Consider the following 23,945-nt stretch of genomic DNA (forward strand, 5'->3'; position numbering starts at 1 on the left):
CAAAATATTAAGACAATTAAAACATTTCTTCAAATTATTTACTTTTTGTCGATTCAGTACTAAACTACTATTTGGCTACAAAGAATTCAAACAATTTTAACAGGGGGTTATCAAATGAAGAAGTTTTTACTATCGCTAGGTCTTATTTCCGCATTAACCATCGCAGGCTGCTCCCAATCTGACAATGAGGATGAGACTGCTGATGACAGTGCAGCTGAACAGCAGGATGAGGATACACAATCCGATGAGTCATCCGATAATTCAGAACTAAAGAAAGAGTTACTTAACGCGCAGATGGACTTTACAAGTACAATCAGTCCTTATCAGCAAAAAATCAATGCGTATCAGGCTAACTTAGAAGATGAGGAAGTTACTGACGAAGACACCGAAGCATCTGCTGAAGAAGCTTTGACAGCAGCCAAAGATGCACAGGCTGAACTGGAGAATTATCAATTTGAAGCAGATGTACCAGACGACGTAAAAGAAAGCTACGAGCAGGCCATCACATCGCTTGGTGACTACTACAGCGAAATGGAAAAGGCTATCGATGCCTCCGCTCTTGAACCTGATTTATCTTCTGCACAGGAAAAATGGGATGAATTCCAGGAACAAATCACCTCGATTTATGAAGGTCAGGATATGTTCGCTCCTAATATGGCAGACGCTTTAAGCTAAGTAATCGATTTAAGAAATGCGGAAATGCCTGTTAAAAGGAATACAGGCTGAATTCGCCACATCTCTGAGTGGCGCTTCTTGCCGCCTCATAAAGAATTGGCGTAAGACCTTTAGGGGATAGGCGCTGCAACTGGACAGCACAGATCAAGTTTTTACCTACTTACCTTGCAAAAAGGCTTGGAACGAATCCAAGCCTTTTTGTTATCTTCCTTTTATCGAAAAAGACTCCGCAATTTCACCTAGACAAACCCGATAGGAAAACGACTCCTTTTCCACATGTCTAAAAAAAACAGTTCAGATAAAGACTTTCTTCAAAATTGATAAATCCTTGCATACTTGCTTTGCAAGTGTTCCACTAGATATTCCGGATTCAATCCTTCCTCCGTAACATCTCGCAAAATCTCTAACGGTTTTTTCAACTTACCGTATTGATGGATGTTCTCTCCCAGCCAGTTTTTAATGGCTGCAAAGTCACCCGACCTGATAGCAGATTCTACATCCATCGCATCTTTCAGCTTTTGATGGAATTGAGCCGCATACATATATCCAAGGGCATACGAAGGAAAATAACCGAAATCCCCTGCTGCCCAGTGGATATCTTGAAGCACTCCTTCCCTATCAGAACTTGGCCTGATTCCCAAGTAATCCTCCATTTTTTGATTCCAAAGCGCCGGAAGATCTTTTACTTCTATTTCGTCATTGATTAAAGCTTTTTCTAGCTCATAGCGGATCATAATGTGAAGGCAATAAGTCAGTTCATCTGCTTCAATCCGGATCAAGGAAGGCTTCACCTCATTGACCGCCCGGTAAAAGTCGGAGAAAGAAATATTGCCAAAGTCGTCAGGCGCTATGTCCTGGAATAAAGAAAAATGGTTTTCCCAGAACGCTTCACTCCTAGCCACCAAATTTTCCCAGAATAGCGACTGAGATTCATGGATCCCCATTGAAGTGCCATCAGCGAGGGGTGTTTGAGCCAACGCTTGATCAATATTCTGCTCGTACAGGGCATGGCCGCCTTCATGGATGGTACCAAAGACCGCCATCCTAAAATCATTTTCATCATATCTTGTCGTAACGCGCACGTCCTTCGGATTGATTGCAATCGCGAACGGGTGAACCGTTTCGTCCAGACGCCCTGCCGAAAAGTCATATCCCATCCGGTTCAGAATTTCCAGAGTGAATTTTTCTTGGTCTTGTTTTGGAAAATGTTTCTGAAGGATGGACGGATCCGGCTTTCGGTCGGATGCCGTTATTTTTTTTAACAATCCGGTCAAGGACCTTCTCAACTCAGGAAAAACCTCGTCAAGCAGCTCGGTTGTCACACCTGGTTCAAAAACATGCAGCAGGGCATCATAGCGATTTTTTTCATAACCCCAGTATTCTGCGAACTTCTTATTATACTCGACAAGCTTCTCTAAGTATGGCTGCAACAGGTTGAAATCCCCTTTTTCCCGGGCCTCCTGCCATAGTGATTCCGATTTGGATTGCAGCATCGTGAATTCCTTGAATTCAACTTCTGGAATCTTTCGGTTGCGGTCGTACGCTTCTTCGCATTCTTCCAGAGATCGTTGGATAATTTGACTGGACGCCTTCCCTTTTAATGAATCAATGAAATGCTTCATTTTCTCAGAGGTAGCAATCTGGTACACTTTCTGTGAAAGAAAACCGATGACTTCCGAACGCTGATCGACCCCTTTAGGAGGAATCTTTGTGCGTAAATCCCATTGGATAAGCGCCAAAGCTTCTTGATAGGCTTTTTGTTCTTTCAATAATTCTAAAAAATCCGCTTCTAACTGTTTGTTATCTGTCAAACCGATCTCCCCCTATTTACCTCCAAAATATTGGTAATAGTCTGTTTTGATATAACCATTGAACAATTTTCTTTTCTTTGTTGCCTTTTTTCCATATAACGTTTCAAAACGTTCGTTGGAAGTAAGAATATAAACACTCCATCCGGGAAGTTGCTGCATCACTTTGCCAAACTCCCGATACATTTTTTCTACCTCCGCTTTGTCACCGATTCGTTCTCCGTATGGAGGATTTCCCACAAGATAACCCGTTGCCTGCCGTGGATGAAAATCTTTCGCCTGCATCTGTTTCCATGCAATGAGTTCGCCGAGTCCCGCTTCCATGGCATTGTCCTTCGCCACTTCGATCATCCGGTGATCGATGTCAGATCCGGTAATATCCAGCGGTTGGTCGTAGTCAGCCAAATCTTCCGCCTCCTCATGTGCTCTCTCCCACAGCTCACTGCCGACAAGCTCCCAGGATTCTGAAGCAAATTCGCGATTAAAGCCTGGAGCGATGTTCTGTCCAATAAGGGCTGCCTCAATCGGTATGGTACCAGAACCACAAAACGGATCGACGAATGGTTGATCTGCTCTCCAGTTAGTAAGCTTCACTAAAGCAGCTGCCAAGGTTTCTTTTAACGGTGCTTCACCTTGACCAATCCGATAACCGCGTTTATGCAATCCGGTTCCCGAGGCATCGATAGACAATGTGACCTGATCTTTATGTAAGGCGACTTCAATTCGGTAAAATCCTCCTGACTCTTCCAGCCAGGAAGCAACTCCATACTTCTGTTTCAAACGTTCTGCAACTGACTTTTTCACGATAGCCTGACAATCGGAAACACTATAGAGCGTGGATTTCACCGATTTTCCGATGACCGGGAATTCCCCATCCTCGGGTATGTATTGTTCCCAAGGAAGAGCCTTGGTCTGTTCGAATAAGGTATCAAACGTTTTAGCCTCAAACTGGCCTACCAGCACCTTGATACGGTCAGCCGTCCGCAGCCAAAGGTTGCACCTCGGGATAGCAGCTGCATCCGCCGTAAAAAGTACTCTCCCATTTTCAACGGTTGTATCCTGATACCCTAACGCACGTACTTCCTGGGCGACTATTGCCTCTAATCCCATGGCTGCTGTAGCGATCAATGTAACTTGCTGCTTCATAAATGAATTCCTTTCCTGTATCTATTTTGAAAATTATGTAAAACAAAAAGCCCTCTCTAACGCTGGACTGCTGTTAGAAAGGGCTGCATATTTCCTGATCATAGCAACGACCAATGAATGTTTTATAAGCCATGTTCTGTACTATTGTACTGCAAACGGCGGTCAACCTCGTACGCAAGTAGTAATCATCTATCTCCAGGCGAATGCCTGGCTCTCGTTCGGTTCGTTTCCCTACTAGAGAATGCCCCTACCAATATTTGGGTTGCTCACTCGTGGGGTTTACCTCGTTCCACTCAAGCAGTTTCCCGCCTGACTACGTCACTGTGGCACTTTCAAGGTTGCAATACCATATCCAAATGACTTAGGTATCTTCCCTGCCGTTAATCCAAAAAGGATTACCTTGACTTATGAATTCGTCAAGCACGAACACTACAAGCATCTCAGCTTGTGTGAGCATGGACTTTCCTCTACACATATTTGATGTGCAGCGATTACTCAAACATCCATTCATTGCTTATCTATTGTAATATCATCTTCGTTTCACGTCAATGCGACAATACTTAGTATAACACATTCTCTAGCGTATCGCATTGGTAATGATAGCCAAAAGATCAGGAATCAGCATCTGCAAATTTCTTTCCGAAAACAGCTTTTTCTAAATTGGAGACCCTTTTTAAAATGTCATAATTAACCTGGTGGTTACTTGCTGCAGTTGCTGTGCGGGTTCTTGTTTGATCGGACTGTCTTTTCAACCGGTCGTTTTCCTGGCGAAGCCGCTCTATTTCCTGTTGAAAAGCTTCATAATCCTGAATGATAACATCGAGGAATTCATCTACTTCTTCCTGATTATACCCGCGCATTGCAGTCTTAAAGTTCTTTTCCAATATATCTTTCCCTGTCAATTGAATACGATCTAAGCTCATCCATATCACCTCATATCTCGTACAACTTATCTCTTATTTTTTCAAAACATTGACCGAATGTCAATTTTTACTGTCAGAAGTATAACAAAAAAAGAATCTTGCAGATGGTGCGGGATCAGGACCAGTAGTCAGGGTCCTCCATTTGTATCTCCTGGACGATGTCATCTAAGTCCAGCGGTGTGATCGTGTAAATCGGGTAATCCTTCTGTTCACTTGCTTTCTTGGCCTCCTCGTGGAAAAAACGACTGCTACCGGGGTATTCTTCATCAAGCAAAATCAGACAGCCATCACTCTTATCGACCATCCACTTGTTTTTCGCTTTGAATTGATAAGGACCTTTATAATCACTTTGATAAATCGGCTGCTGAAAATCGGCCAGCATAAGGAGCTCTTGATAAGTTTGCTGCATCTGCTCCGGCCAGCGACTCTCCTGATTGGTAAATGGCGGGAAAATACCAAGCTTTACATCATATGTTTCTTTTAAATCGATAATGACTTCCCCTGTCCATAATTCAACACCCATTTGTCCTGATATAAGCACCCATTCCAACCCTTCTTCGATAAATCCGATAATCTTTTTTTGAATTGCCGCTTTAACAAAGCTGATCTTGGGATCATCCTGCTTGAAAATATTCATTTCCATCGGTTTATACCCGGTGACGGCTAGTACATCCATATGTAGTCCTCCTTTTGATTATGTGTAAAGAGGGATCGGGTGTAAAACAAAGAGCCGGCTGAAATTTAGCAACCAGCTCTTCCGTAATTATATTAGCACCACTTTTTCGGTTTCTTCCAACCCTTCATGCCAAACGGTTGCTGATATCCCGGTCCCATGTTTGGTCCTCCTGGACTCATGGTACCTGCTACCTGATTGCCCGGCCCCCCGGGAGGTGTTGCAGCACCTGCTACCTGGTTAGGTGGCACGTTAAAAGAACCGCCGTATTGATCCACACTATCTACGGTATTGCCTACAGAAGTGGAATGAGGATAAACATGCTGATTTTTAACCAAGTGGTGATTCATGATGGTAGTATGGGATGGGTGAATATGCTCGACCGTTTCCTCTGTACAATGGTGTACGACATTTTCCTGGGTCGGATATACAATCTGTTTTGGACAGCCGCAATGCGGGCCGTGGTGATGTCTCATTTTCAGTCTCCTTTCTTTATGTTAGGTTCACTAATAATCTATGATAGGAGGCTAAGACATGTCTGAGACAGAAACCTAAATATTGATATAAATGTCATTCCGGCAAACGAGCGAATTGTTTTCACCTTAGCCTTTTTATAGTAGTGGTGTAGTCCAGCGCTGCGGAAATACCCTGCGCTTTCCGCGGGCGGCTGGTGAGCTTCCTCGAGCTAACGCTCTGCGGGATCTCACCGAGGCCTTTTCTCCCGCAGGAGTCTTCGGGTATTTCCTTCGCTTGGAACAGATTCCTGTTTATAAACTGTACTAGACATTTTTCTCTTGAATCACTTCATATTGCATGCAGCTAGAAAAACAAGCAAAAAGTCCAAGAGAAGGAGAAAAGACGGAACCCCAACTGTTTTCTAGGAAGAAAAGCACGCGTTTCCTGACAACTGTTTTTTAAGAAGTCTTGTTGGGTTTCCAGGAAAAAAGTTTCTACGCTAGCACTAGTCAGCATGCTTCTTAGCGCAGGGAGCAAACACAGACTCCTGCGGGAAAAGCTCGAGCTGAAGATCCACTTGGTAAAGCGGTTTTCTTTACCAAGTTAGCTGAAGCCGTGCCCGCGGAAAGCGAAGTATGCTACCGAAGTGGTGGTTACCACTCAATTTGAAGAGGCAATGAAATGAAACTTCCAATCAAAGTTACTGCGCAGTTTATACTCTTTTCGCAATAACAATTTAGAAAACAGCTTTCTATAAAAAACGAAACCCTGTTCAGCAACAGGGTCGTTCCCACACTTATTCATCTTCAACAGGAAGATCAGCAGATTCAAATGAAAACGGCAGTAACTCTTCCATTGACATCGTTTTACGATCATTTTCCAGGTTTCCAATATGTATCGGCATCTTCTTGTCAAAAAACTCACTCATCACCTGACGACAAGAGCCACACGGTGACACGGGACGGCCAGTATCAGCTACAACAGCCATTTCGGCAAAATCAGTAACACCGTCCGAAATGGCTTTGAAAATGGCCACCCTTTCAGCACAAAGGCTTACCGGATAGGCGGCATTTTCAATATTACAGCCTTGATATACCTTCCCGGACTTCGTCAATAAAGCAGCCCCTACAGGGAACTTGGAATATGGCGTATAAGCCCTCTCTCTAATTTCTTTCGCCTTCTCGAATAGTTGGTTTTGGTCCATTCATCTTTGCACCCTTTCTTCTAGCGGGAAAATAATTATAAAAGAAAAAATTTATTCTGTAAAGGTTTGCATGTTGTCACTTTCCGCTATTCGGGGCTGGTTTCAATTCTGTTTATATCGGCCAGGAGCTGATCCAAAACATAATGAATCGATTGGTGCATTTCCATATAACGTGTTTTCGGTGTATCTATATAATAACTATTCAATAAGATAATTTGCAGGTTATCGCTTGTAGACGCGATTTGTTGTGGGTGTACTGTCACTTCTTTATTTTTCACGAATTGGAGAGCCTTTTCTTCCCATTCCTTTACCATCTCGAAAAATGGAGTTGTTTCTTCTTTTACGAACAGAAAAAATTGCTTATCTCTTCTATTCTCTGGTTTTTCGCTCTCTTCAAACCGCTGCTTCAAAGAATTGAGTTCCTGTTTGAGTTGATTGGTCAATGCTGTTAACTCCATTACCTATCGCCCGCCTTTCTTTCCTTACTGTATCATTATTTACGGGCAAATTGCATTTTTTTAAACATATATCGCCAAAACGATGTTTTTTTGCCAACATACCGATTCAGCTTCTGTTCTTCCTTTTTGCTTTTCAGCTGCTTTATTTCCTTTCTCAGTTTTACTATCTCTTCTTGCAGTTCTTCAATTTCCTGACGATGGGAAAGCGCCAGGGTAAGCACTACTTCATCAGCCTTTGTAGCAAGTTTTTGGTCGATCAGTCGTACTCTGTCAGATAGTTCTACATATGCTTTTTCAAATACCTGTTTTGACACTCCGTTTTTTGAGGCAACAGTCTTCCCGGCAAAATCCATTGGTCATCTCTCCTCTTTTTAGCTTGTTTTCACATTGATTCTGCAAGGAACCTACAGTCCCCTGCCGTGCCGACAAAACTAGAAGCAAGCAGACAAATTAACCGGGAAACCTGTATGTTTTGCGTCTGGTTGACAACAATAGAAATAAGGAGGGTTTTGTTATGACCGATAAGTCTAAAGACCAGTTGAAAAAAGATCGTAAAAATGAAAAAAAGCAGCAAACTGAGTACAAAAACAAAAAGCTGGATGGTCCCGACCGGCCATCTGTATAACACCATGACAAATCCGGGCCAACTATATCGGTCCGGATTTGTTATGTCCATATTGATTGCTTGACCTGCCAAATGAGGGCAAGCATTCTTCTCTTTCGATAAAAATGCTCGAAAGTTCTATCGTTCTCTGTCACTTCAGGTGGAAGCAGCCACTCTGGCTTTATACCCCCATTTACACTCCAGTCCTCACGAATATTATCCTGATGCTCGATTGGCTTGATAATCGCTCGCAAATCGGGCGCCCGGAATGAAGGATGCTTGATCTCTAGGAAGTCTTCATATTCGCTTCTCGAACCGGTAGGCTCAACGGTATTGGCGAACTCAAGGATATTGGAGAAATTGCTGGGGTCGAAAAGTTTTGCGGCCAATGTTTTTCCCAGCAGGATCCGCTTGTTTAAATTAGAAAAATCATACACATAGGAGCCGATAACAGAGCCTTTATGCTGTGGAAATAAAACCGCGCTCAGCAGAAAAAAATCTTCAACTAAGTATGGAAGTCGCATAAAAACTTTTTTTCGGAAATAAGGATGTTCGATAACAGGGCGCTGGATAATATTTTGTTCATTGATGATTTGGGCTTGCATCAATCGATCACCGTTTTTGTTCTCCCAAAAATGTTTCCATTCACGGCGCATATATAACGAAACATTAAACTGCTGTAAAAGATGGAATAACGGACCGCCTTGTTCTTTAGAGAATTGGTAAATAAGCAACTGTGGATAGGCATCCGAAAAAATCAGCCAATTAGCCCGTTCATAAGTGGAAAACAACCTTTTTCTTGTTCTTTTGGGTAGCAAACCGGCCATTACAGGTGTATATAAATCGGTAATATTCCAGCCTGCGTTCCGTGACACCATGCTCGCCAGGAACGACCAGGTTATTTCAGGGTGCCGATTGTAATAAGCGAGGTAAGCCTTCGTTCTAGCTACATTGTCCACGTTGGCGCGCTGGGTCGCCGAATCAATATAACGAACGAGTTCCTGTTGTTCCTTCCACATTTTCACCGCCTCCTGGTATAGCTTGTGCAAATACTGGAAAAATACCGGGTTTTGTCACTGTTTTTTTTGATTTTTAGTTCTCATAAGCCATGTATTTCTGGTATGATACTCTCATGTATGGGAGGAATAAACATGAATTACCCAAACGGAAAGAAGCAATCTTTTCGTACATCAGGAAAAAATTTGCAAGAACCCGCCTTTGGCAACAGAGGGATGACACTCGAAGAAGACATCAATGACACGAATGAACATTACCTTGTGATGAACAAAGCAGTCATTCATAAAAAACCGACACCGGTTCAAATCGTCAAAGTGGATTACCCGAAACGTAGCGCAGCAACTATCAAGGAAGCCTATTTCAAGCAAGCATCGACAACGGACTATAATGGAATATATAAAGGAAAATATATTGATTTTGAAGCAAAAGAGACAAAAAACAAAACGTCCTTTCCCCTTTCCAACCTGCATGACCATCAGGTGAAACATATGAAGCAGGTGAATGAACATGGAGGGATAAGTTTTTTGATTGTCCGTTTCTCTATGTTGAATGAAACTTTTTTATTCCCATCCATGAAACTTTTCTCTTACTGGGAAAGTCAATATAATGGAGGGAGAAAATCCATACCCTATTCAGACATTAAAGAAGCTGGTCACCTTATCCCATTTAAGTTTCAGGCAAAAGTGGATTATTTGGATGTTTTAGATCAGCTCTATTTTTAGATCGGAGGAAGATGCGTGATGGCAAATACAAGCCAATCTCGTTCTGCAAGACGAAAGCAATTAAAGCAGCAGAAAAAGCAAAAGAAATCACTTTTCAAAAAGATTGTTAAGACACTTCTAATCGTAGTGTTGTTAATTGGCATAGGTATTGGTGGTTTATTCACCTATTATATAGCAACAGCTCCAAAGCTTGATGCAGAGAGTCTGGCCGTGCCGGCCTCGACCAAACTGCTGGATGTCAATGGCGAAGAATTCGCCAATCTCGGAGAGGAAAAAAGGACAAAGATTGATTATGAGGACCTTCCGCCACTATTGGTTGATGCCGTTACAGCAACGGAGGACTCCCGATTTTTTGACCATATAGGGATAGACTTCCGCAGAATCGGCGGGGCCATACTGGCAAATATCACCGGCGGATTCGGAGCGGAAGGTGCAAGTACAATTGACCAACAGGTGATTAAGGGGGCTTTTCTGACTCCGGAAAAAACGTTGAAACGGAAAGTACAGGAGCAATGGCTTGCGCTTCGCCTGGATGCCAAGTATTCCAAAGAAGAAATTCTGGAGATGTATTTAAACCGAATTTATTACGGAAATGTCTACGGTGTAGCCGAAGCAGCAGATTTTTACTTTGGCAAGGAAGATTTAAGCGAATTAACCCTGCCGGAAGCTGCTGTCTTGGCAGGCCTGCCGCAACGTCCGTCTGCGTATGACCCGACGAGAAATCCCGAGTTGACCCAAGAACGAATGAACACAGTTTTAAGTCTAATGGTTCAACACGGTAAAATCTCACAGGAAGAAGCGGATCAAGCAAGTGAAGTCTCTGTGGATTCCTTACTTGTAGAAAGCAAGCAGGAAACAACTCCTTACCAAGCCTTTATTCAGCAGGTACAGGACGAAGTGAGTGAAAAATTGGATGCAGATATCTATAATGACGGCCTGGAAATACAGACCACGTTAGATCCCGAAGCCCAAAAACATGTTGAATTTTTGCTTAGCGAGGATGACAGCAATCCCATCAGTTATCCTAACGACGAATTCAGGGCCGGAATGACCGTTCTAGATACAACCTCAGGAGCGATTCGTGCAATCGGCGGCGGTAGAAACCTTGATAATACGCAGGGCGGCTGGAACTATGCCATCGATAATGAAAATCGTCAGGCCGGTTCGACATTTAAGCCAATCATTGACTATGGCCCGGCCATCGAATACGAACAGTGGTCCACTTATCATCAAATCAATGATGATGGGCGTTATCACATTGCAGGTACCGATTCTTATATTGATAACTGGAACGGACAGCATAACGGCTGGATGTCGGCCCGTTCGGCTTTAGCCCAATCACTGAACGTCCCGGCAGTCAAAACATTCGAAGAAATTGGCGCAGAGCGTGCACAAGAATTTGCTGAAGGACTCGGAATAAGATTTAACGAGGGTTCTATCGCCTTGACGGATGCCATCGGCGGTTCTTCTACCGGGGTCACCACCCTGCAGATGGCCGGTGCCTATAGTGCTTTTGGAAATAAAGGAATCTATAATGAGCCGTACGCGGTTACTAAAGTGACTTATAGCGATGGCCGTACCGTCGATTTGAAACCAGAACCCAAATCAGCCATGCATGAATATACGGCTTATATGATCACAGACATGTTGAAATCGGTGGTCAATGATCCTTCTGGAACTGGAACAGCAGCCAAAGTGCCTGGCCTGCCAATGGCCGGAAAAACGGGAACTACGAACCTGGAAGGAAAAGAAGGTAGCCCGGACTCCTGGTTTAGTGGTTACACAACCAATTACACAATCGCTGTTTGGACAGGGTACGATGATCAGAAGGAAACCCTAAATGGGCATTCAGAAACTGTCATTGCACAAGACCTCTTCCGGGAAACGATGTCTTATTTATCGGAAGGAATCGATACAGCTGATTTTACCAAGCCTGATTCCGTCGTAGAGGTACAAGTGGAAAAAGGATCCAATCCGGCCAAGCTGCCAAGTGAATATACACCGCAATCGAACATTGTGACCGAACTTTTTGTAAAAGGAAACGAACCAAGCAAGACTTCTCAGAAGTTTGATCGAATCGACGCGGTTAGCGGGTTGAAAGCAAGCTTTAATGAAGAAAGTCAATCCATTGATATTTCCTGGAATTACGATCAGGATGATGACCGTCCTGTCACCTTCAACGTGAAAGCAGGTACGGATGACGGCTCCTTGAAGGACTTGGCCGATACAAAAGATACTAGTCTGGAAATTAGCAACGTCGATCTTGGCACCACTTATACCATTCAAGTGACAGCTGTAAGCGACCAAGACTCTGGAAATACAAGTGATCCGGCAACGGTCACGGTTCAGGTAGCCGACGATGAAGCTGATAAAGAAGAAGAACAGCAGGATGAAGAAGAAAACCAAGAAGAAAATCCTGAAGATAACGAAAATCCTGGAGACGGAAATGGCAACGGAAACGGTAATGGTAATGACAACAACCAGGGTGATAACGGAAATGGAAATGGCAATGGTAATGAAGGCGGAAATGGCGAAGGTAACGGTAACGGAGCCGGAGATGACAACGGCAATGGAGGAAATAATGACAACGATAATGGAGAAACAGATAACGAGGATGAGACTCCGGGAGATGAGCCGGTAGATGATGAGGAACCCACTGGAGACACAGGTGACCCCGAAGCCAATGCTTCTTCTTCCGAAAGTGCATCCAGTTATTTGTTACACGCCATTCGAGAAGAAGAGATTGCCTGATAGTTAAAAATTAAAAAGCCATTAGTCTGATTCTTACAAGCTATACAGAATAAAAATCATCAGCGTGATAGAAACGCTGATGATTTTTTCTTTTGCCTTCATCATTTAGTTTAAGAGTAGCTATATCTCGTTAGCACCACTGTTTTACTACTTTTTGTTTTTACAACAAAGGAGCTGTCCATGTTTTATCAATCATACATGAGACAGCTCCTCTTTAATCAACTTCAATACCAAGGTTCCTTGCTTTCATCCGTTTTTGTCCTTCCCTGCAAATATCAAGCAGCGGGCATTCCGGACAGTTTGGAATTTTCGCTTTGCAATGATATCTGCCGAAAAAAATCATCCGATGGTGGGTTTGACTCCATTCTTGTTTTGGTACCTTCCGCATCAACGTCTTTTCTACTTCCAATACCGAATCCTTCCATCGGCATATTCCCAGACGTTTTGATACCCTTTCGACATGCGTATCCACAGCAATAGCCGGTTCATCAAATGCAACGGAAGCAACCACATTTGCCGTTTTTCTACCTACTCCAGCTAATTTGACAAGTTCTTCCTGGGTCGAAGGAACTTCTCCACCATAGTCATCAATCAGCATTTGACAAAGCTTACGGATGTTTTTTGCTTTATTGCGATATAAACCGATGGAACGTATGTCTTTTTGCAATTCTTCCAGTGATACAGCTAGATAATCTTCAGGTGTTTTGTATTTTTTAAATAAATCCTTGGTCACTTTATTGACTAATGCATCCGTGCATTGAGCCGATAAAACGACTGCAATCACCAATTCAAAAGGATTGTCATGGACAAGCTCACATTCAGCATCGGGAAACATTTCTTCCCAAGCATCCAGACAATGTCTTACCTGCGCCTTATTCAACATTCCTATCCCCCTACTCCTCTAACCAATTATAATACAACGATACATCCCGCTTCGGTTGCTGCTGTTCCTGCTGGTTATTTTGATTGATATGGAATTGCCTGCTCTGATTTCTCGCCTGCTCAACCGATTTGATTCCTTTCTTTTTCCACTCACGTAAAATCCGGTCAATATAGCGGAAATTCAATTTCCCCATCAACACAGCTTCCCTTAAAGCAGCTTTGATCAGAGCCGGCGTTTGTTGTTCTTCATCAAGCCAAATGTTGATCGTTTCAATTTCAAAAGGTGACAACGGCCGTCCGAACTCCTGTTCAAAAAGAATAAAAATATTGGCCTGCTGCTGATCTGTCTCTCGGTTTGCTTGAGCAGAATAATCCACTTTATATATCGTGACCCATAAAGGTTCTAGTGAATAACATTCAGTTAATACCTGCTTTTCATCCTCTTCCTGCTCAATCAAAAGAATATTCTTCTGAATCAACTGACGGAGTATTTTTGTACAGTCTTCCGGCGAGATACTCGTAAACTGAGCGATTTCTTCCGGTGTAGGAAAAGAGTTCCCTTCCATTTGAAAACGATGGATATGTAAAATAACCATTACTTCCGTTTCCGATAGTTTTAATTGATGGTACCTTTTCAATAACATGGAAGGTATCACCATCTGATCTTTCACAATTTGTTGGTAATTGAAATCACTTGCCACAAAAACTCACCTCTAACATATTATAGCACGAATGACGGATAGGGAAATTTCCAATTATAAACACAACAATCCCTTGTCGCGAGGGCGGCAAGGGATCTTTGGAATAAATACAGACGAACAGCCAGGGGATAGCTCACGGATATAGACGATTGAGCAAGCGCGGGAATGGGATGGTCTCTCTTACATGCTCCACCCCGGCAAACCAAGCCACTGTCCGTTCCAAGCCTAATCCGAAGCCGGAATGAGGGACGCTACCGTATTTTCTTAATTCTAGATACCATTGATAAGCGTCACCGGTCAAATCATGTTCCTGATAGCGTTGCTCCATCAATGCCAAGTCATCGATTCTTTGAGAGCCGCCAATCACTTCTCCATATCCTTCGGGAGCAATCAAGTCTGCACAAAGAACAACTTCTGGACGGTCCGGATCAGGCTTCATATAAAATGCTTTTATGTCGGCAGGATAATGCGTAATAAAAACTGGTTTTTCGAAGCTTTCAGCGATAGCCGTTTCGTGCGGTGCACCGAAGTCTTCTCCCCACTCAATGTCATCGAAGCCTTTTTCTTTCAAGAGATCAATCGCTTCGTCGTATGTGATACGGGGGAAAGGAGCCTGGATTTTTGCCAATTTATCCGTATCTCTTTCCAAAATATCAAGTTCAAGCTTACAATTTTCCAATACGCTTTGTGCAATAAAGCTAACATACTGTTCCTGAATCTCGAGACTTTCTTCATGCTCTACAAAGGCCATTTCCGGTTCAATCATCCAGAATTCAATTAAATGACGGCGGGTTTTTGATTTTTCCGCTCGGAAAGTCGGTCCGAAGGAAAAAACCTTGCCAAAAGCCATTGCCGCGGCTTCCATGTACAATTGTCCACTTTGAGACAAATAGGCCTCTTCGTCAAAATATTTCGTGTGGAACAATTCTGTTGTTCCTTCAGCAGAAGATCCAGTCAATATCGGCGGGTCGATCTTTACATAATCATGATCATTGAAAAACTGATAGGTAGACCGAATAATTTCATTGCGGATTTTCATCACGGCATGCTGCTTCTTAGAACGCAGCCATAAATGGCGGTGGTCCATCAAAAACTCCGTGCCGTGTTCTTTCGGTGTGATTGGAAAATCAGTTGATTCATGGATGACTTCCAATCCCTTTACTTGTAATTCATAGCCAAACGGAGAGCGGGTATCCTCAGCCACTGTTCCGGTTACATATAAAGAGGTTTCCTGGGTGATGTTTTTCGCTGCCTGAAAAACATCTTCCTCCACCTCTGCTTTTACGACTACTCCCTGAATAAATCCTGTACCGTCACGGAGCTGCAAAAAAGCAATTTTGCCACTGGATCGTTTGTTGGCAAGCCAGGCCCCGATGGTTACTTCTTCTCCTACATGTTTAGCTACTTGTGATATTGTCGTCTTCAAAATTCTATACCTCCGCACACATTATTGATGATTTTGTACAAATCGTTTTATTCTATTGGCTGCTTCTTCCAATTGTGGTAAGGAAATCGCATATGATAAACGAATATTTTCTGGAGCACCAAAACCCGAACCAGGAACAAGTGCCACCTTTTCCTCTTCCAGCAATGCAGCCACCCAGTCGTCTACATTGGAAAAACCATTCGCTTTTACGGCTTCACGTACATTCGGGAACAAGTAGAAAGCGCCTTTCGGTTTAACACATGAAACTCCAGGAATGTCAGTGATTAACTGATAAAGATTTTCCAACCGTTCTTGGAATGCCTGTCGCATTTCCTCCACCTTATCCTGCGAACCACTGTAAGCTTCCAAAGCTGCATATTGAGCGATGGAATTCGGATTCGAGGTCGAATGGGATGCCAGCCCGGTCATCGCTTTGATGATCGTGCTGTCACCTGCTGCATAGCCGATTCTCCAACCTGTCATGGAATGGGATTTGGACACACCGTTAATAATTACTGTTTGTTTTTTCAACGGTCCGGATAGTTGCGCGATTGATACATGTTGTTGTTCTGTATAAATCAATTTTTCATAAATTTCATCCGATACGATCAACAGATCATGTTTGAGGCAAATGTCTCCGAGTGCTTTTAGTTCCTCTTCAGAATACATCGCCCCTGTCGGATTGCTTGGAGAATTCAGAATAACTGCCTTTGTTTTATCCGTAATAGCCTGTTCCAATTGTTCAGGAGTTACTTTGAATTGATTCGCTTCTTTAGACTCTACGACAACCGGCATCCCTTGTGCCAGTTTAACCTGCTCTGGATAACTGACCCAATAAGGTGCAGGAATGATCACTTCATCTCCTGGATCGAGAAGAACTTGAAATAGAGTATAAAGGCCGTGCTTAGCTCCATTGGTTACAATGATTTCTTCCGGCGTGTACTCCAGCTGCTGATCCTGCTTGAGTTTCTTTATGATTGCTTCTTTCAAAGCCGGAAGTCCGCCAGATGGGGTATATTTCGTATGTCCCTCCCGCATGGCTTTTTCCGCTGCATCCAAAACGGTTTGAGGCGTGTTGAAGTCCGGCTCTCCAGCGCCGAGCCCAATCACATCATGACCCTGACTTTTCAGTTCTTTTGCTTTGGCAGTAATTGCCAGAGTCGAAGAAGGGGTCAATGTTTTTACTCTGTTTGCTAAATCCATCATGTAAATCACCTTTCCGAAAAATGGTCAGGATCGATTAAACCGGAAATGGTCTCCGGAACTGCCATCTGTCAAGGAATAATAATGTAATACATATCGATCCCTGTCATCTATGTATTTTAGTTCCAATAGTGGCTGGTCATTTTCAATAGCTAAATTCGTTTCCAACAATTCGCAATTCGAGCAATCATTATTCCATGCTTGGAGAATGGATTGTTCCGATACTAAATCCTCCGTACGGAAAATAACTATTTTTCCTTCCTTCTGTTCAGCAGGTACATAGGCAATTGCCTCCGATCCATCGTCGGTAGTTCCAGTTACAACATGATACAGCATATTACCATGATAACGGGTAACATTTTCTGCTTTTTCAAGATCTGTTTCGGCGACTGCACGATCTGCAGAAGCTTGAAAGCCTGCTTCCTTATCCTGCTGGATACTGTTATATAAATAAATGCTGTATCCTAAAGCACCGATAAAGATTATAATAAATAGGACAACTGCCCATTTGACCCAGTTAGGTACGGTAAATGGTAAAGATAGCTTTTCCATCATTTTCATCATCCAGTGCTAATCCAAACATTAAATCATCTTCCTTTAGCGTTCTGTTCAAATTATCGACTATTTTGTATAAATCATCTGAATGCGTAATTTTCACAGTCGACAGCGTTTCAATTTTTTTGTCCATTTGCTACACCTCCACAATCCCCTAAGATGACGGGAATAGTGCAAAAGTTTTTACAGTTATCGTGCACTTTCTCATCATAACTCATTTTTGTTCATTCTTGAAGCAGTTTGACACAAAATGACGAAGAAGTTGGGAATAGTTCAGTGGACATCCTTATTAAGAGATGCCAACGCAACCTGTCCCCATAGGCAGAATTGTCACTGCTATCAATATTTGTAACACATAGCTAAGCTGATTTAACCAACAATATAGTTAGAGTTGAAAAGCAAATTCCTTCTTAAATGAAACTTTTGCTGTTTGATGATTTGTATTTTTTCAACCAATTTCCCTAACCCATACACCAATCGTGCGCTGCTTGCAGTGCACATTTTTTTTAGATGCATAAGGAAATCATTTATAACAGATACGGATAAGTCGCCACACCATATCCTCTCGAAGCTGTAAGGCTTCCGTTCAACAGTCTAATTATATGCGGCAGACGAAGGAATCTCTCTGCCGCATAGAGCATTCAAGATAATACTTCGTAATCCGTTTCGTTTAAACGGATTATGGTAGTCCCGACTTGATCAAGCTGGTATACATCAATCCACGATTCATTGAGACGCTCCATCAATCCCTCGTTTGGCTTCTTATCTTTACTAGTGAAAATGATACCGATATGGGGATCGATTTTATCTAACAAATAACCGCTCGGCGACTTACCTTGGGCATAATCACCAATTTTGATGATTTGGGGTTCAAGTTTATGCTGCAACAGGTCATCTTCATCTTCTATGGAGCTGTTGCTGAGATATAGCATGGAAGTTTTCCCATAAACAATATCGAGGGTCATTTCCCCGGTTTCGTCAGCTTTCAGAACAGTCAGTGAACCACCCATCGGTAAATCGATGAGTTTGTTTGTATCCCATTTTACGCTATTGGTGGATTCGACTTCCTTCCCACATGTTTTACTCATCTTACCGGCATAAGCAATTGAACTTGGGTGAAAGCGATCAATCAGCTCAGCGGTATTTCCGCAGTAATCGGACATCTGTTTTGTCAGAATGATCGTGTTGATTTCCTTTACATCCAATTCTTTCAACTGATCGAACAAAGCACTCGTGCTTGACGGAGCACCTGTATTGATCAATATCGCCCCGTTGAACCCTCTTATCAATGTGGCTTCTCCATCCGGAAGATGGAAAAAAGCGTAATATACTTCACCATCTTTCAAGTCAATCATTGCATCACTCCGGATCGAAGGTACCAAAAGGACAAAGGTTAACCATAGAGAAAATGCACAAGAAAACTTTTTCACTTTTACATCACCTATCCTAGATCAAACTAGGTATAGGATATGTAGAAAAACGATTCATATCATAACCATGCTTCAGCTTTTTCAATTATCTTCGTAGTGGTATCGTAGGATATCGGGACTTCTGGAATAGAATCAGTAAAATACTTTCCATACCTCGCTTTGACAATCCGCTCATCGCAAACCATGACAATACCGCGGTCAGTACTAGACCTGATCAGTCGTCCAAATCCTTGCTTAAATCGGATCACAGCGTTGGGAAGGGCCAGCTCCATAAACGGATTTTTTCCCATTTCTTTCAGCTGTGCCGATTTAGCTTGATAAACGGGATGATCCGGAGGCTGGAAAGGCAACCGTACAATCACGAGAGAAGAGAGGTCGCTTCCAGGTATATCTACTCCCTCCCAAAATGAACTGGTTCCTAACAAGATGGAACGCTCAAAAGCCTGAAAGTTCTTTTTCAACCGTGCTCGGCTACCGCTCGAAATTCCTTGAGCGATAAGAATAAAATCTTTTTCTTCTGTAAGCTCCTTCAATACTTGATGTGCTTTACGGAGCATATCATAGGAAGTGAACAAAACAAGCATTCTTCCTTCCGTGACTTCAGCCAAAGAATAAACAGCCTCGCAGACGGCTAAAATATATGCTTCTGGGTTGCCATATTTCATATCAGGGAAATCATTCGGTATCATGAGTTGAACTTGTTGATCGTATTGGTAAGGCGATTGGATTTTTTTCTCTATGGTCGTTTCAAAAGGCAGGCCCAATCTTTCACGGATATAATCGAAGGATTTGTTCATACTCAACGTTGCGCTGGTCAGCACAATGCTGTCTTTTTTGGCAAACAGATCCTCAAATAACGCGCTTGCCACCTCTACAGGTTCACTATATAGATAAACAGCATTTTTTGCTCCATGTGCTTCGATTTCTGCCCACTTCACTTGATTAGAGTCAGCGGAAAAGAAAAAGTGTTCCAGTTCGTCGATGACATTTTGCAACAGTTCGATAAAGCTCTTCACCTCGTCCATCAAATCGGTTGCCGGAGAATCAGATTCCGTTCCTCCTTGCCCGTATTTCAACTGCGACAGGATATGGATGAGATCTCTGACCAGGAAGCTTAACCTGCTAGCCATTTCCTGAATTGTATTCCACGAATGCGTGCTTTCTTTCTCTTTTTCAAATCGATACTGTATTCTTCCGATATCATTTAAGGCAGTGTTTCGTCGATTTTTTTCCAAAACGTAGTGAAAAACATAACGGAATAAATCATCCGCCTCCGCTTTAGACTGCTGCCATAGGCTATCCCAGTTCTCGGACGAAACTGGTTTGACTTCCGTCTCTGTGAGAGCCCGGTTAAACCAGTCGCCTGCCTCCACGGTACCGATCCGATTAAATAAATGCTGGATACCTACATAGTCCAATTTCAATCCAAAATGTTTTGCCGCTGTCGCTTCCAAATGATGTGCTTCATCAATGATTGCCATTTTATAGGAAGGCAGTAACTGAAAACCACTGTTCAAATCGGTGCAAAACAAAGAATGGTTGGTGATGACCAAATTAGCATGCTGTACCTTATTCCTCACCCGCTGGTAAAAGGATCTGCTGAACCATGGCGATCGCGGATCAAGGTACCCTTCTGACTCTGTTGAAATACTGCGAAAAAAATTTTTTCCGCTGGATGGCAACTGGACTTCATCGATGTCTCCTGTGTTTGTTTCAGTAAGCCATACAAGCAGGATGGCCTTCGTCAAGGTAATATCATAATTATCCTGCTGCTCCGAGAAGATTTCTTTTTCAAATTTACTCAGGCTTAAGTAATGCTGCTTTCCTTTAATCAATGCAGCCTGGAAAGGGAACTTCACCATCGCCTGGAGAAGTGGTATTTCTTTTTCAAGCAGCTGGGACTGGAGCTGCGTCAGATGCGTACTAATAACGACTCTCTGTCCTTTGGCCAGCGATTGGTAAATTGCCGGAAGCAAATAAGCCAACGACTTGCCTGTCCCTGTCTCTGCTTCTATCAGCGCATGCTGTTTACTTTCAAAAGCATCGAATACCGTTTCCGACATTTCCCGCTGGCCTGGCCTTTTTTCATACCCGGCCATAAAATCGGACAGTTTTCCGCCCTGTTCATAGATAAGGTCAAGGAAATCCGCATAAGCTGGCAAGGGCTGTTCCTCGGAAGCTTCCCGACTGGGAATTTGCTTGATCGCAAGACCACGGAAGATTTCTAGATCCTCTCTCTCTTGTTCAGAAAAAGCAGCGCCATCTATATACGCTTGTAAAATCGCGAACAAATCACTTTTCAACCGGGTTTCTAAGGATTGCAGCTGTGTCAGCGTTTCAAGCGGCAGCACCTCCAACCTGGCAAATAAAAACAACAGCAATTTTGCCGTAACATCTGCATCAGACAAGGCACGATGTGGGTCATCATGTCTTAATGATAAATATTCAGAAAGCTGCCCTAATTTAAAACCAGGAGCCTGTGGCAATAAAATCCTTGCAAGCTCGACAGTATCCAGCACAGGCTGCTGTAAAGCATTTCTGCCACTAGCCTGTATTTCATAATTAAGAAAGCCGAGATCAAAGGGTACATTATGGGCTACCACGTATGCGTCTGTAAAACAAGCAATCACTTCATCGACTATTTCAGTAAACACGGGAGCATCGTGTACGTCTTCGTCTTGTATCCCGGTCAAATTGGAAATAAACGGAGGGATGGTAATTCCAGGGTTCACCAGGCTGGAAAACTCTTTAACGACCGTCCCGTTTTCTAGTACCACGATTCCAATTTCAATTATTTTATCCCCTTTAGACGGTGTATGGCCGGTTGTTTCCAAATCAACTACTGCAAATGTTTGCATTCTCTCACCTCCATAACTATCAGCTTGCTATGTACGATCAAAAAGGAATACAGGCTAAATCCGCCACGTCCTGTGGCAACGCCTGCATGACCCACATCATGTAGGCCTCCGACAAGCTTAAGAACAGCCTCGTGGCGCTTTTTGCCACAAAGAGGATGGACTTAAGACCTCGAGGAGGGGGAGGCGCTGGAGCTAAGATTACAAATACGACAAGCACCAGCATCACCCGTCAACTTTTACTTCCTAAGATAAAGAAAACCCTTATCAAACACCACGTTGATAAGAGTTTCAAACAAGGGATGACCCTTATGGTATTCATTTCATCGTTTATTGTTTAGATGACTGTCAACGGCGGTTCTTCTTCTATAAGCTCTACTATTTGGTTATGTTCATTCATCAAGGCGATTTTTGGCGAGAAGTCTGCTAATTCTTCTTCATCAACCATTGCATAAGAAACAATGATTACGACATCGTTTTTTTGTACCAAACGTGCGGCTGCGCCATTTAGGCAAATCACGCCACTGCCCGGATCTCCGGGGATAACATACGTTTCCAGTCGTTCACCATTATTGTTATTCACAATTTGCACTTTCTCATTTGGCAAGATGCCCACCCGCTTGAGAATATCGGAATCAATGGTTACACTGCCAACATAATCCAGGTTGGCCTCTGTCACCCGGGCACGATGAATTTTTGCCTTCATCATGGTACGCAACATTGTCTTTCCTCCTATAATCCTTCAGAAATAAAGCCATTCTGGCCAAATACCAAATTATCGATCAACCTTGCCTTTTCAAAGTGGACAGCTATTGCAAGAATCACCTGCCGCTGAATGACTGTCGTCGTGGTCAATTCCGGATAAGTTAATAATTCTACATAATCTATTTTACCATGGGTACGTTTATTTATGAAATCCTCGACCTCTTTTACAATCGTATCAGGATTTTTCTCCCCGTCAACAATTAATTGCCGACCATGCAGCAGAGCTTGGTATAGTTCCTTTGCTTCCCGACGCTCTTGATTGGAAAGATAGACGTTTCGACTACTTTTAGCCAAACCGTCTTCTTCCCTCACTGTTGCTACCGGAACGATTTCTAGGGGAAAATTAAAGTCTTTCACCAAAGCATCGACCACTGCAACCTGCTGGGCATCCTTCATGCCGAAGTAAACACGATGCGACTGGGCAAGATGAAAAAGTTTTGTAAGGACTGCAACAACCCCATCGAAGTGGCCTTTCCGTGATTTTCCGCATAATGCATCCACTCTGCGTACCACCCGCATTGTAACGGCCTGTTCATCTGGATACATGTCTTCTGTACTTGGCAGAAACAGAATATCAACTTGGTTTTCTTTAGCAATCTGTATGTCACGTTTTTCATCTCGGGGATACGTGTCGAAGTCTTCACCAGGTCCAAATTGCAACGGATTGACAAAAATACTGACGATTACCATATCATTTTCATTTCTGGCTTTCTCCATCAGGGCTTGATGGCCTTCGTGCAGGTATCCCATCGTAGGAACGAATCCAATCCGCTTGCCTGATTGTCTCAATTGTTCCGTTGTTTGTTGGAGCTGCTTAACTGATTTAATAATCTCCATCCTGCTCTTCTTCCTCCCGCTTCATAACAGGTAAAAAATCATGGTTCATGGTGAAGGAATGTTCATCGCTTGGAAATCTGGATGACTTCACCTCTTCAATGTACTGTTTTAATGAAACCGTTACATCTTCATTGCCATCCATATAGGGCTTTACGAATTTAGGTAAACGATCCACACCATACCGAAGCACATCATGGTAGACAAGGACTTGGCCGTCACAAGCTTGTCCAGCTCCAATTCCGATAGTCGGAATGGACAAAGAATCGGTAATGATTTCTGCAAGCTCTTTCGGAATACATTCGAGAACAAGGGCAGCTGCTCCGCTTTTTTCAACAGCTTGGGCTTCTTCCCATATTCTTTGAGCTGTCAGCCGATCTTTCCCCTGAACCCGGAATCCTCCCAACACATTCACCGACTGTGGCGTCAATCCCAAATGGGCAATGACAGGAATTCCGGCTGCGGTCATTCTTTCAATTAGTCGAAGTGTTTCCGCTGTAGCCCCTTCCACCTTCAAAGCGTGGGCATTGGTCTCCTGAAAGATGCGTTTGGCATTATTTAACGAGTTTTCCAATGACACATGATAGGACATAAAAGGCATATCCACGACTAAAAAAGTATCACCGGCACCTCGGGCAACTGCTTTTCCATGGTGAATCATATCTTCGATGGTAACCTGGACGGTAGAAGCATAACCGAGCACCACCATTCCCAAAGAATCTCCGACAAGGAGCATGTCAATACCTGCCTGCTCTGCAAGTTTCGCGGACGGATAATCATAAGCAGTGAGCATCGTTATCTTCTCGCCCTTGTCTTTCATGCTTTGCAAATGTGAAACAGTTAACATTATGTTTTCC

The 23,945-nt window shown here is 43.1% G+C and carries 23 protein-coding genes and 1 other RNA gene; 3 read left to right on the top strand and 21 right to left on the bottom strand.

The genetic code is table 11. From position 1 onward, the window contains the following. Positions 1-114: 114 nt before the first annotated feature. Positions 115-675: a hypothetical protein gene (locus tag ERJ70_RS10135; RefSeq protein WP_209369015.1), complete on the top strand. Its 561-nt coding sequence runs from the start codon at positions 115-117 to the stop codon at positions 673-675. A 311-nt stretch (positions 676-986) separates the two neighbouring features. On the opposite strand, the gene ERJ70_RS10140 is transcribed toward ERJ70_RS10135, so the two are convergent. The 10 genes from ERJ70_RS10140 to ERJ70_RS10185 form a co-directional block, all read right to left on the bottom strand. Continuing rightward, positions 987-2,486, bottom strand: a complete 1,500-nt coding sequence (locus tag ERJ70_RS10140) for a carboxypeptidase M32 (RefSeq protein ID WP_209369016.1) — start codon at positions 2,484-2,486, stop codon at positions 987-989. A 12-nt stretch (positions 2,487-2,498) separates the two neighbouring features. Further along, complete coding sequence (locus ERJ70_RS10145) at positions 2,499-3,629, bottom strand: THUMP domain-containing class I SAM-dependent RNA methyltransferase (protein WP_209369017.1); 1,131 nt, start codon at positions 3,627-3,629, stop codon at positions 2,499-2,501. A gap of 120 nt (positions 3,630-3,749) precedes the next feature. Further along, positions 3,750-4,132: RNase P RNA component class B (gene rnpB, locus ERJ70_RS10150), an RNA gene on the bottom strand. 108 nt (positions 4,133-4,240) lie between these two features. After that, positions 4,241-4,552, bottom strand: a complete 312-nt coding sequence (gene gpsB / locus ERJ70_RS10155; RefSeq protein ID WP_209369019.1) for a cell division regulator GpsB — start codon at positions 4,550-4,552, stop codon at positions 4,241-4,243. Positions 4,553-4,667: 115 nt separating this feature from the next. Continuing rightward, positions 4,668-5,228, bottom strand: a complete 561-nt coding sequence (locus tag ERJ70_RS10160) for an SLOG family protein (protein ID WP_209369020.1) — start codon at positions 5,226-5,228, stop codon at positions 4,668-4,670. A 92-nt stretch (positions 5,229-5,320) separates the two neighbouring features. Then, a complete protein-coding gene (locus ERJ70_RS10165) occupies positions 5,321-5,701 on the bottom strand; it encodes a spore coat protein (RefSeq protein WP_209369022.1) in 381 nt (126 codons plus the stop codon). 776 nt (positions 5,702-6,477) lie between these two features. After that, positions 6,478-6,885, bottom strand: coding sequence for a cytidine deaminase (locus tag ERJ70_RS10170; RefSeq protein WP_209369024.1), 408 nt, complete (start codon positions 6,883-6,885; stop codon positions 6,478-6,480). 86 nt (positions 6,886-6,971) lie between these two features. Then, entirely contained in the window at positions 6,972-7,343 is a 372-nt protein-coding gene (locus ERJ70_RS10175; protein WP_209369026.1) for a DUF1798 family protein, read from the bottom strand. A 35-nt stretch (positions 7,344-7,378) separates the two neighbouring features. After that, positions 7,379-7,696, bottom strand: coding sequence for a hypothetical protein (locus ERJ70_RS10180; protein WP_209369028.1), 318 nt, complete (start codon positions 7,694-7,696; stop codon positions 7,379-7,381). A gap of 313 nt (positions 7,697-8,009) precedes the next feature. Then, positions 8,010-8,966 carry a DUF2515 family protein gene (locus ERJ70_RS10185; protein ID WP_209369029.1) on the bottom strand — a complete coding sequence of 319 codons (957 nt, stop codon included), beginning with the start codon at positions 8,964-8,966 and terminating at the stop codon, positions 8,010-8,012. A 132-nt stretch (positions 8,967-9,098) separates the two neighbouring features. Between ERJ70_RS10185 and recU the strand changes: the two genes are divergently transcribed. Next, positions 9,099-9,686, top strand: coding sequence for a Holliday junction resolvase RecU (gene recU, locus ERJ70_RS10190; protein WP_309507426.1), 588 nt, complete (start codon positions 9,099-9,101; stop codon positions 9,684-9,686). Positions 9,687-9,704: 18 nt separating this feature from the next. After that, the gene (locus ERJ70_RS10195; protein ID WP_209369030.1) at positions 9,705-12,437 is read left to right on the top strand and encodes a penicillin-binding protein 1A; all 2,733 of its coding nucleotides are present in this window, start codon (positions 9,705-9,707) and stop codon (positions 12,435-12,437) included. A 214-nt stretch (positions 12,438-12,651) separates the two neighbouring features. Here the strand turns inward: ERJ70_RS10195 and nth are convergent, their stop codons facing one another. The 11 genes from nth to panB all read right to left on the bottom strand — a co-directional run bounded on the left by nth (position 12,652) and on the right by panB (position 23,935). After that, a complete protein-coding gene (nth, locus tag ERJ70_RS10200) occupies positions 12,652-13,320 on the bottom strand; it encodes an endonuclease III (protein ID WP_209369032.1) in 669 nt (222 codons plus the stop codon). 10 nt (positions 13,321-13,330) lie between these two features. Next, positions 13,331-14,020, bottom strand: coding sequence for a DnaD domain-containing protein (locus ERJ70_RS10205; RefSeq protein ID WP_309507427.1), 690 nt, complete (start codon positions 14,018-14,020; stop codon positions 13,331-13,333). 133 nt (positions 14,021-14,153) lie between these two features. After that, on the bottom strand, positions 14,154-15,446 hold the full coding sequence (gene asnS, locus ERJ70_RS10210) for an asparagine--tRNA ligase (RefSeq protein WP_209369033.1): 1,293 nt from the start codon (positions 15,444-15,446) through the stop codon (positions 14,154-14,156). A 21-nt stretch (positions 15,447-15,467) separates the two neighbouring features. Next, complete coding sequence (locus tag ERJ70_RS10215) at positions 15,468-16,649, bottom strand: pyridoxal phosphate-dependent aminotransferase (RefSeq protein WP_209369297.1); 1,182 nt, start codon at positions 16,647-16,649, stop codon at positions 15,468-15,470. Positions 16,650-16,676: 27 nt separating this feature from the next. Continuing rightward, positions 16,677-17,204: a cell wall elongation regulator TseB-like domain-containing protein gene (locus tag ERJ70_RS10220; protein ID WP_209369034.1), complete on the bottom strand. Its 528-nt coding sequence runs from the start codon at positions 17,202-17,204 to the stop codon at positions 16,677-16,679. Further along, complete coding sequence (locus ERJ70_RS10225; protein WP_209369036.1) at positions 17,167-17,337, bottom strand: YpmA family protein; 171 nt, start codon at positions 17,335-17,337, stop codon at positions 17,167-17,169. The genes ERJ70_RS10220 and ERJ70_RS10225 overlap by 38 nt, the downstream gene beginning before the upstream one ends. A 508-nt stretch (positions 17,338-17,845) precedes the next feature. Then, positions 17,846-18,634, bottom strand: coding sequence for an MBL fold metallo-hydrolase (locus ERJ70_RS10230; protein WP_209369038.1), 789 nt, complete (start codon positions 18,632-18,634; stop codon positions 17,846-17,848). Between the two features lie 59 nt (positions 18,635-18,693). Beyond that, a complete protein-coding gene (gene dinG, locus ERJ70_RS10235; protein WP_209369040.1) occupies positions 18,694-21,492 on the bottom strand; it encodes an ATP-dependent DNA helicase DinG in 2,799 nt (932 codons plus the stop codon). A 334-nt stretch (positions 21,493-21,826) separates the two neighbouring features. Beyond that, positions 21,827-22,210, bottom strand: a complete 384-nt coding sequence (panD, locus tag ERJ70_RS10240; RefSeq protein WP_209369042.1) for an aspartate 1-decarboxylase — start codon at positions 22,208-22,210, stop codon at positions 21,827-21,829. An 11-nt stretch (positions 22,211-22,221) separates the two neighbouring features. Beyond that, positions 22,222-23,091: a pantoate--beta-alanine ligase gene (gene panC / locus ERJ70_RS10245; protein WP_209369043.1), complete on the bottom strand. Its 870-nt coding sequence runs from the start codon at positions 23,089-23,091 to the stop codon at positions 22,222-22,224. After that, on the bottom strand, positions 23,078-23,935 hold the full coding sequence (gene panB / locus ERJ70_RS10250) for a 3-methyl-2-oxobutanoate hydroxymethyltransferase (RefSeq protein WP_209369045.1): 858 nt from the start codon (positions 23,933-23,935) through the stop codon (positions 23,078-23,080). Before panB ends, panC begins: the two co-directional genes overlap by 14 nt. Between the last annotated feature and the right edge of the window lie 10 nt (positions 23,936-23,945).

Origin of the sequence: Sediminibacillus dalangtanensis (assembly GCF_017792025.1) — a bacterium.
GTDB classification, from domain to species: Bacteria; Bacillota; Bacilli; order Bacillales; family Amphibacillaceae; genus Sediminibacillus; species Sediminibacillus dalangtanensis.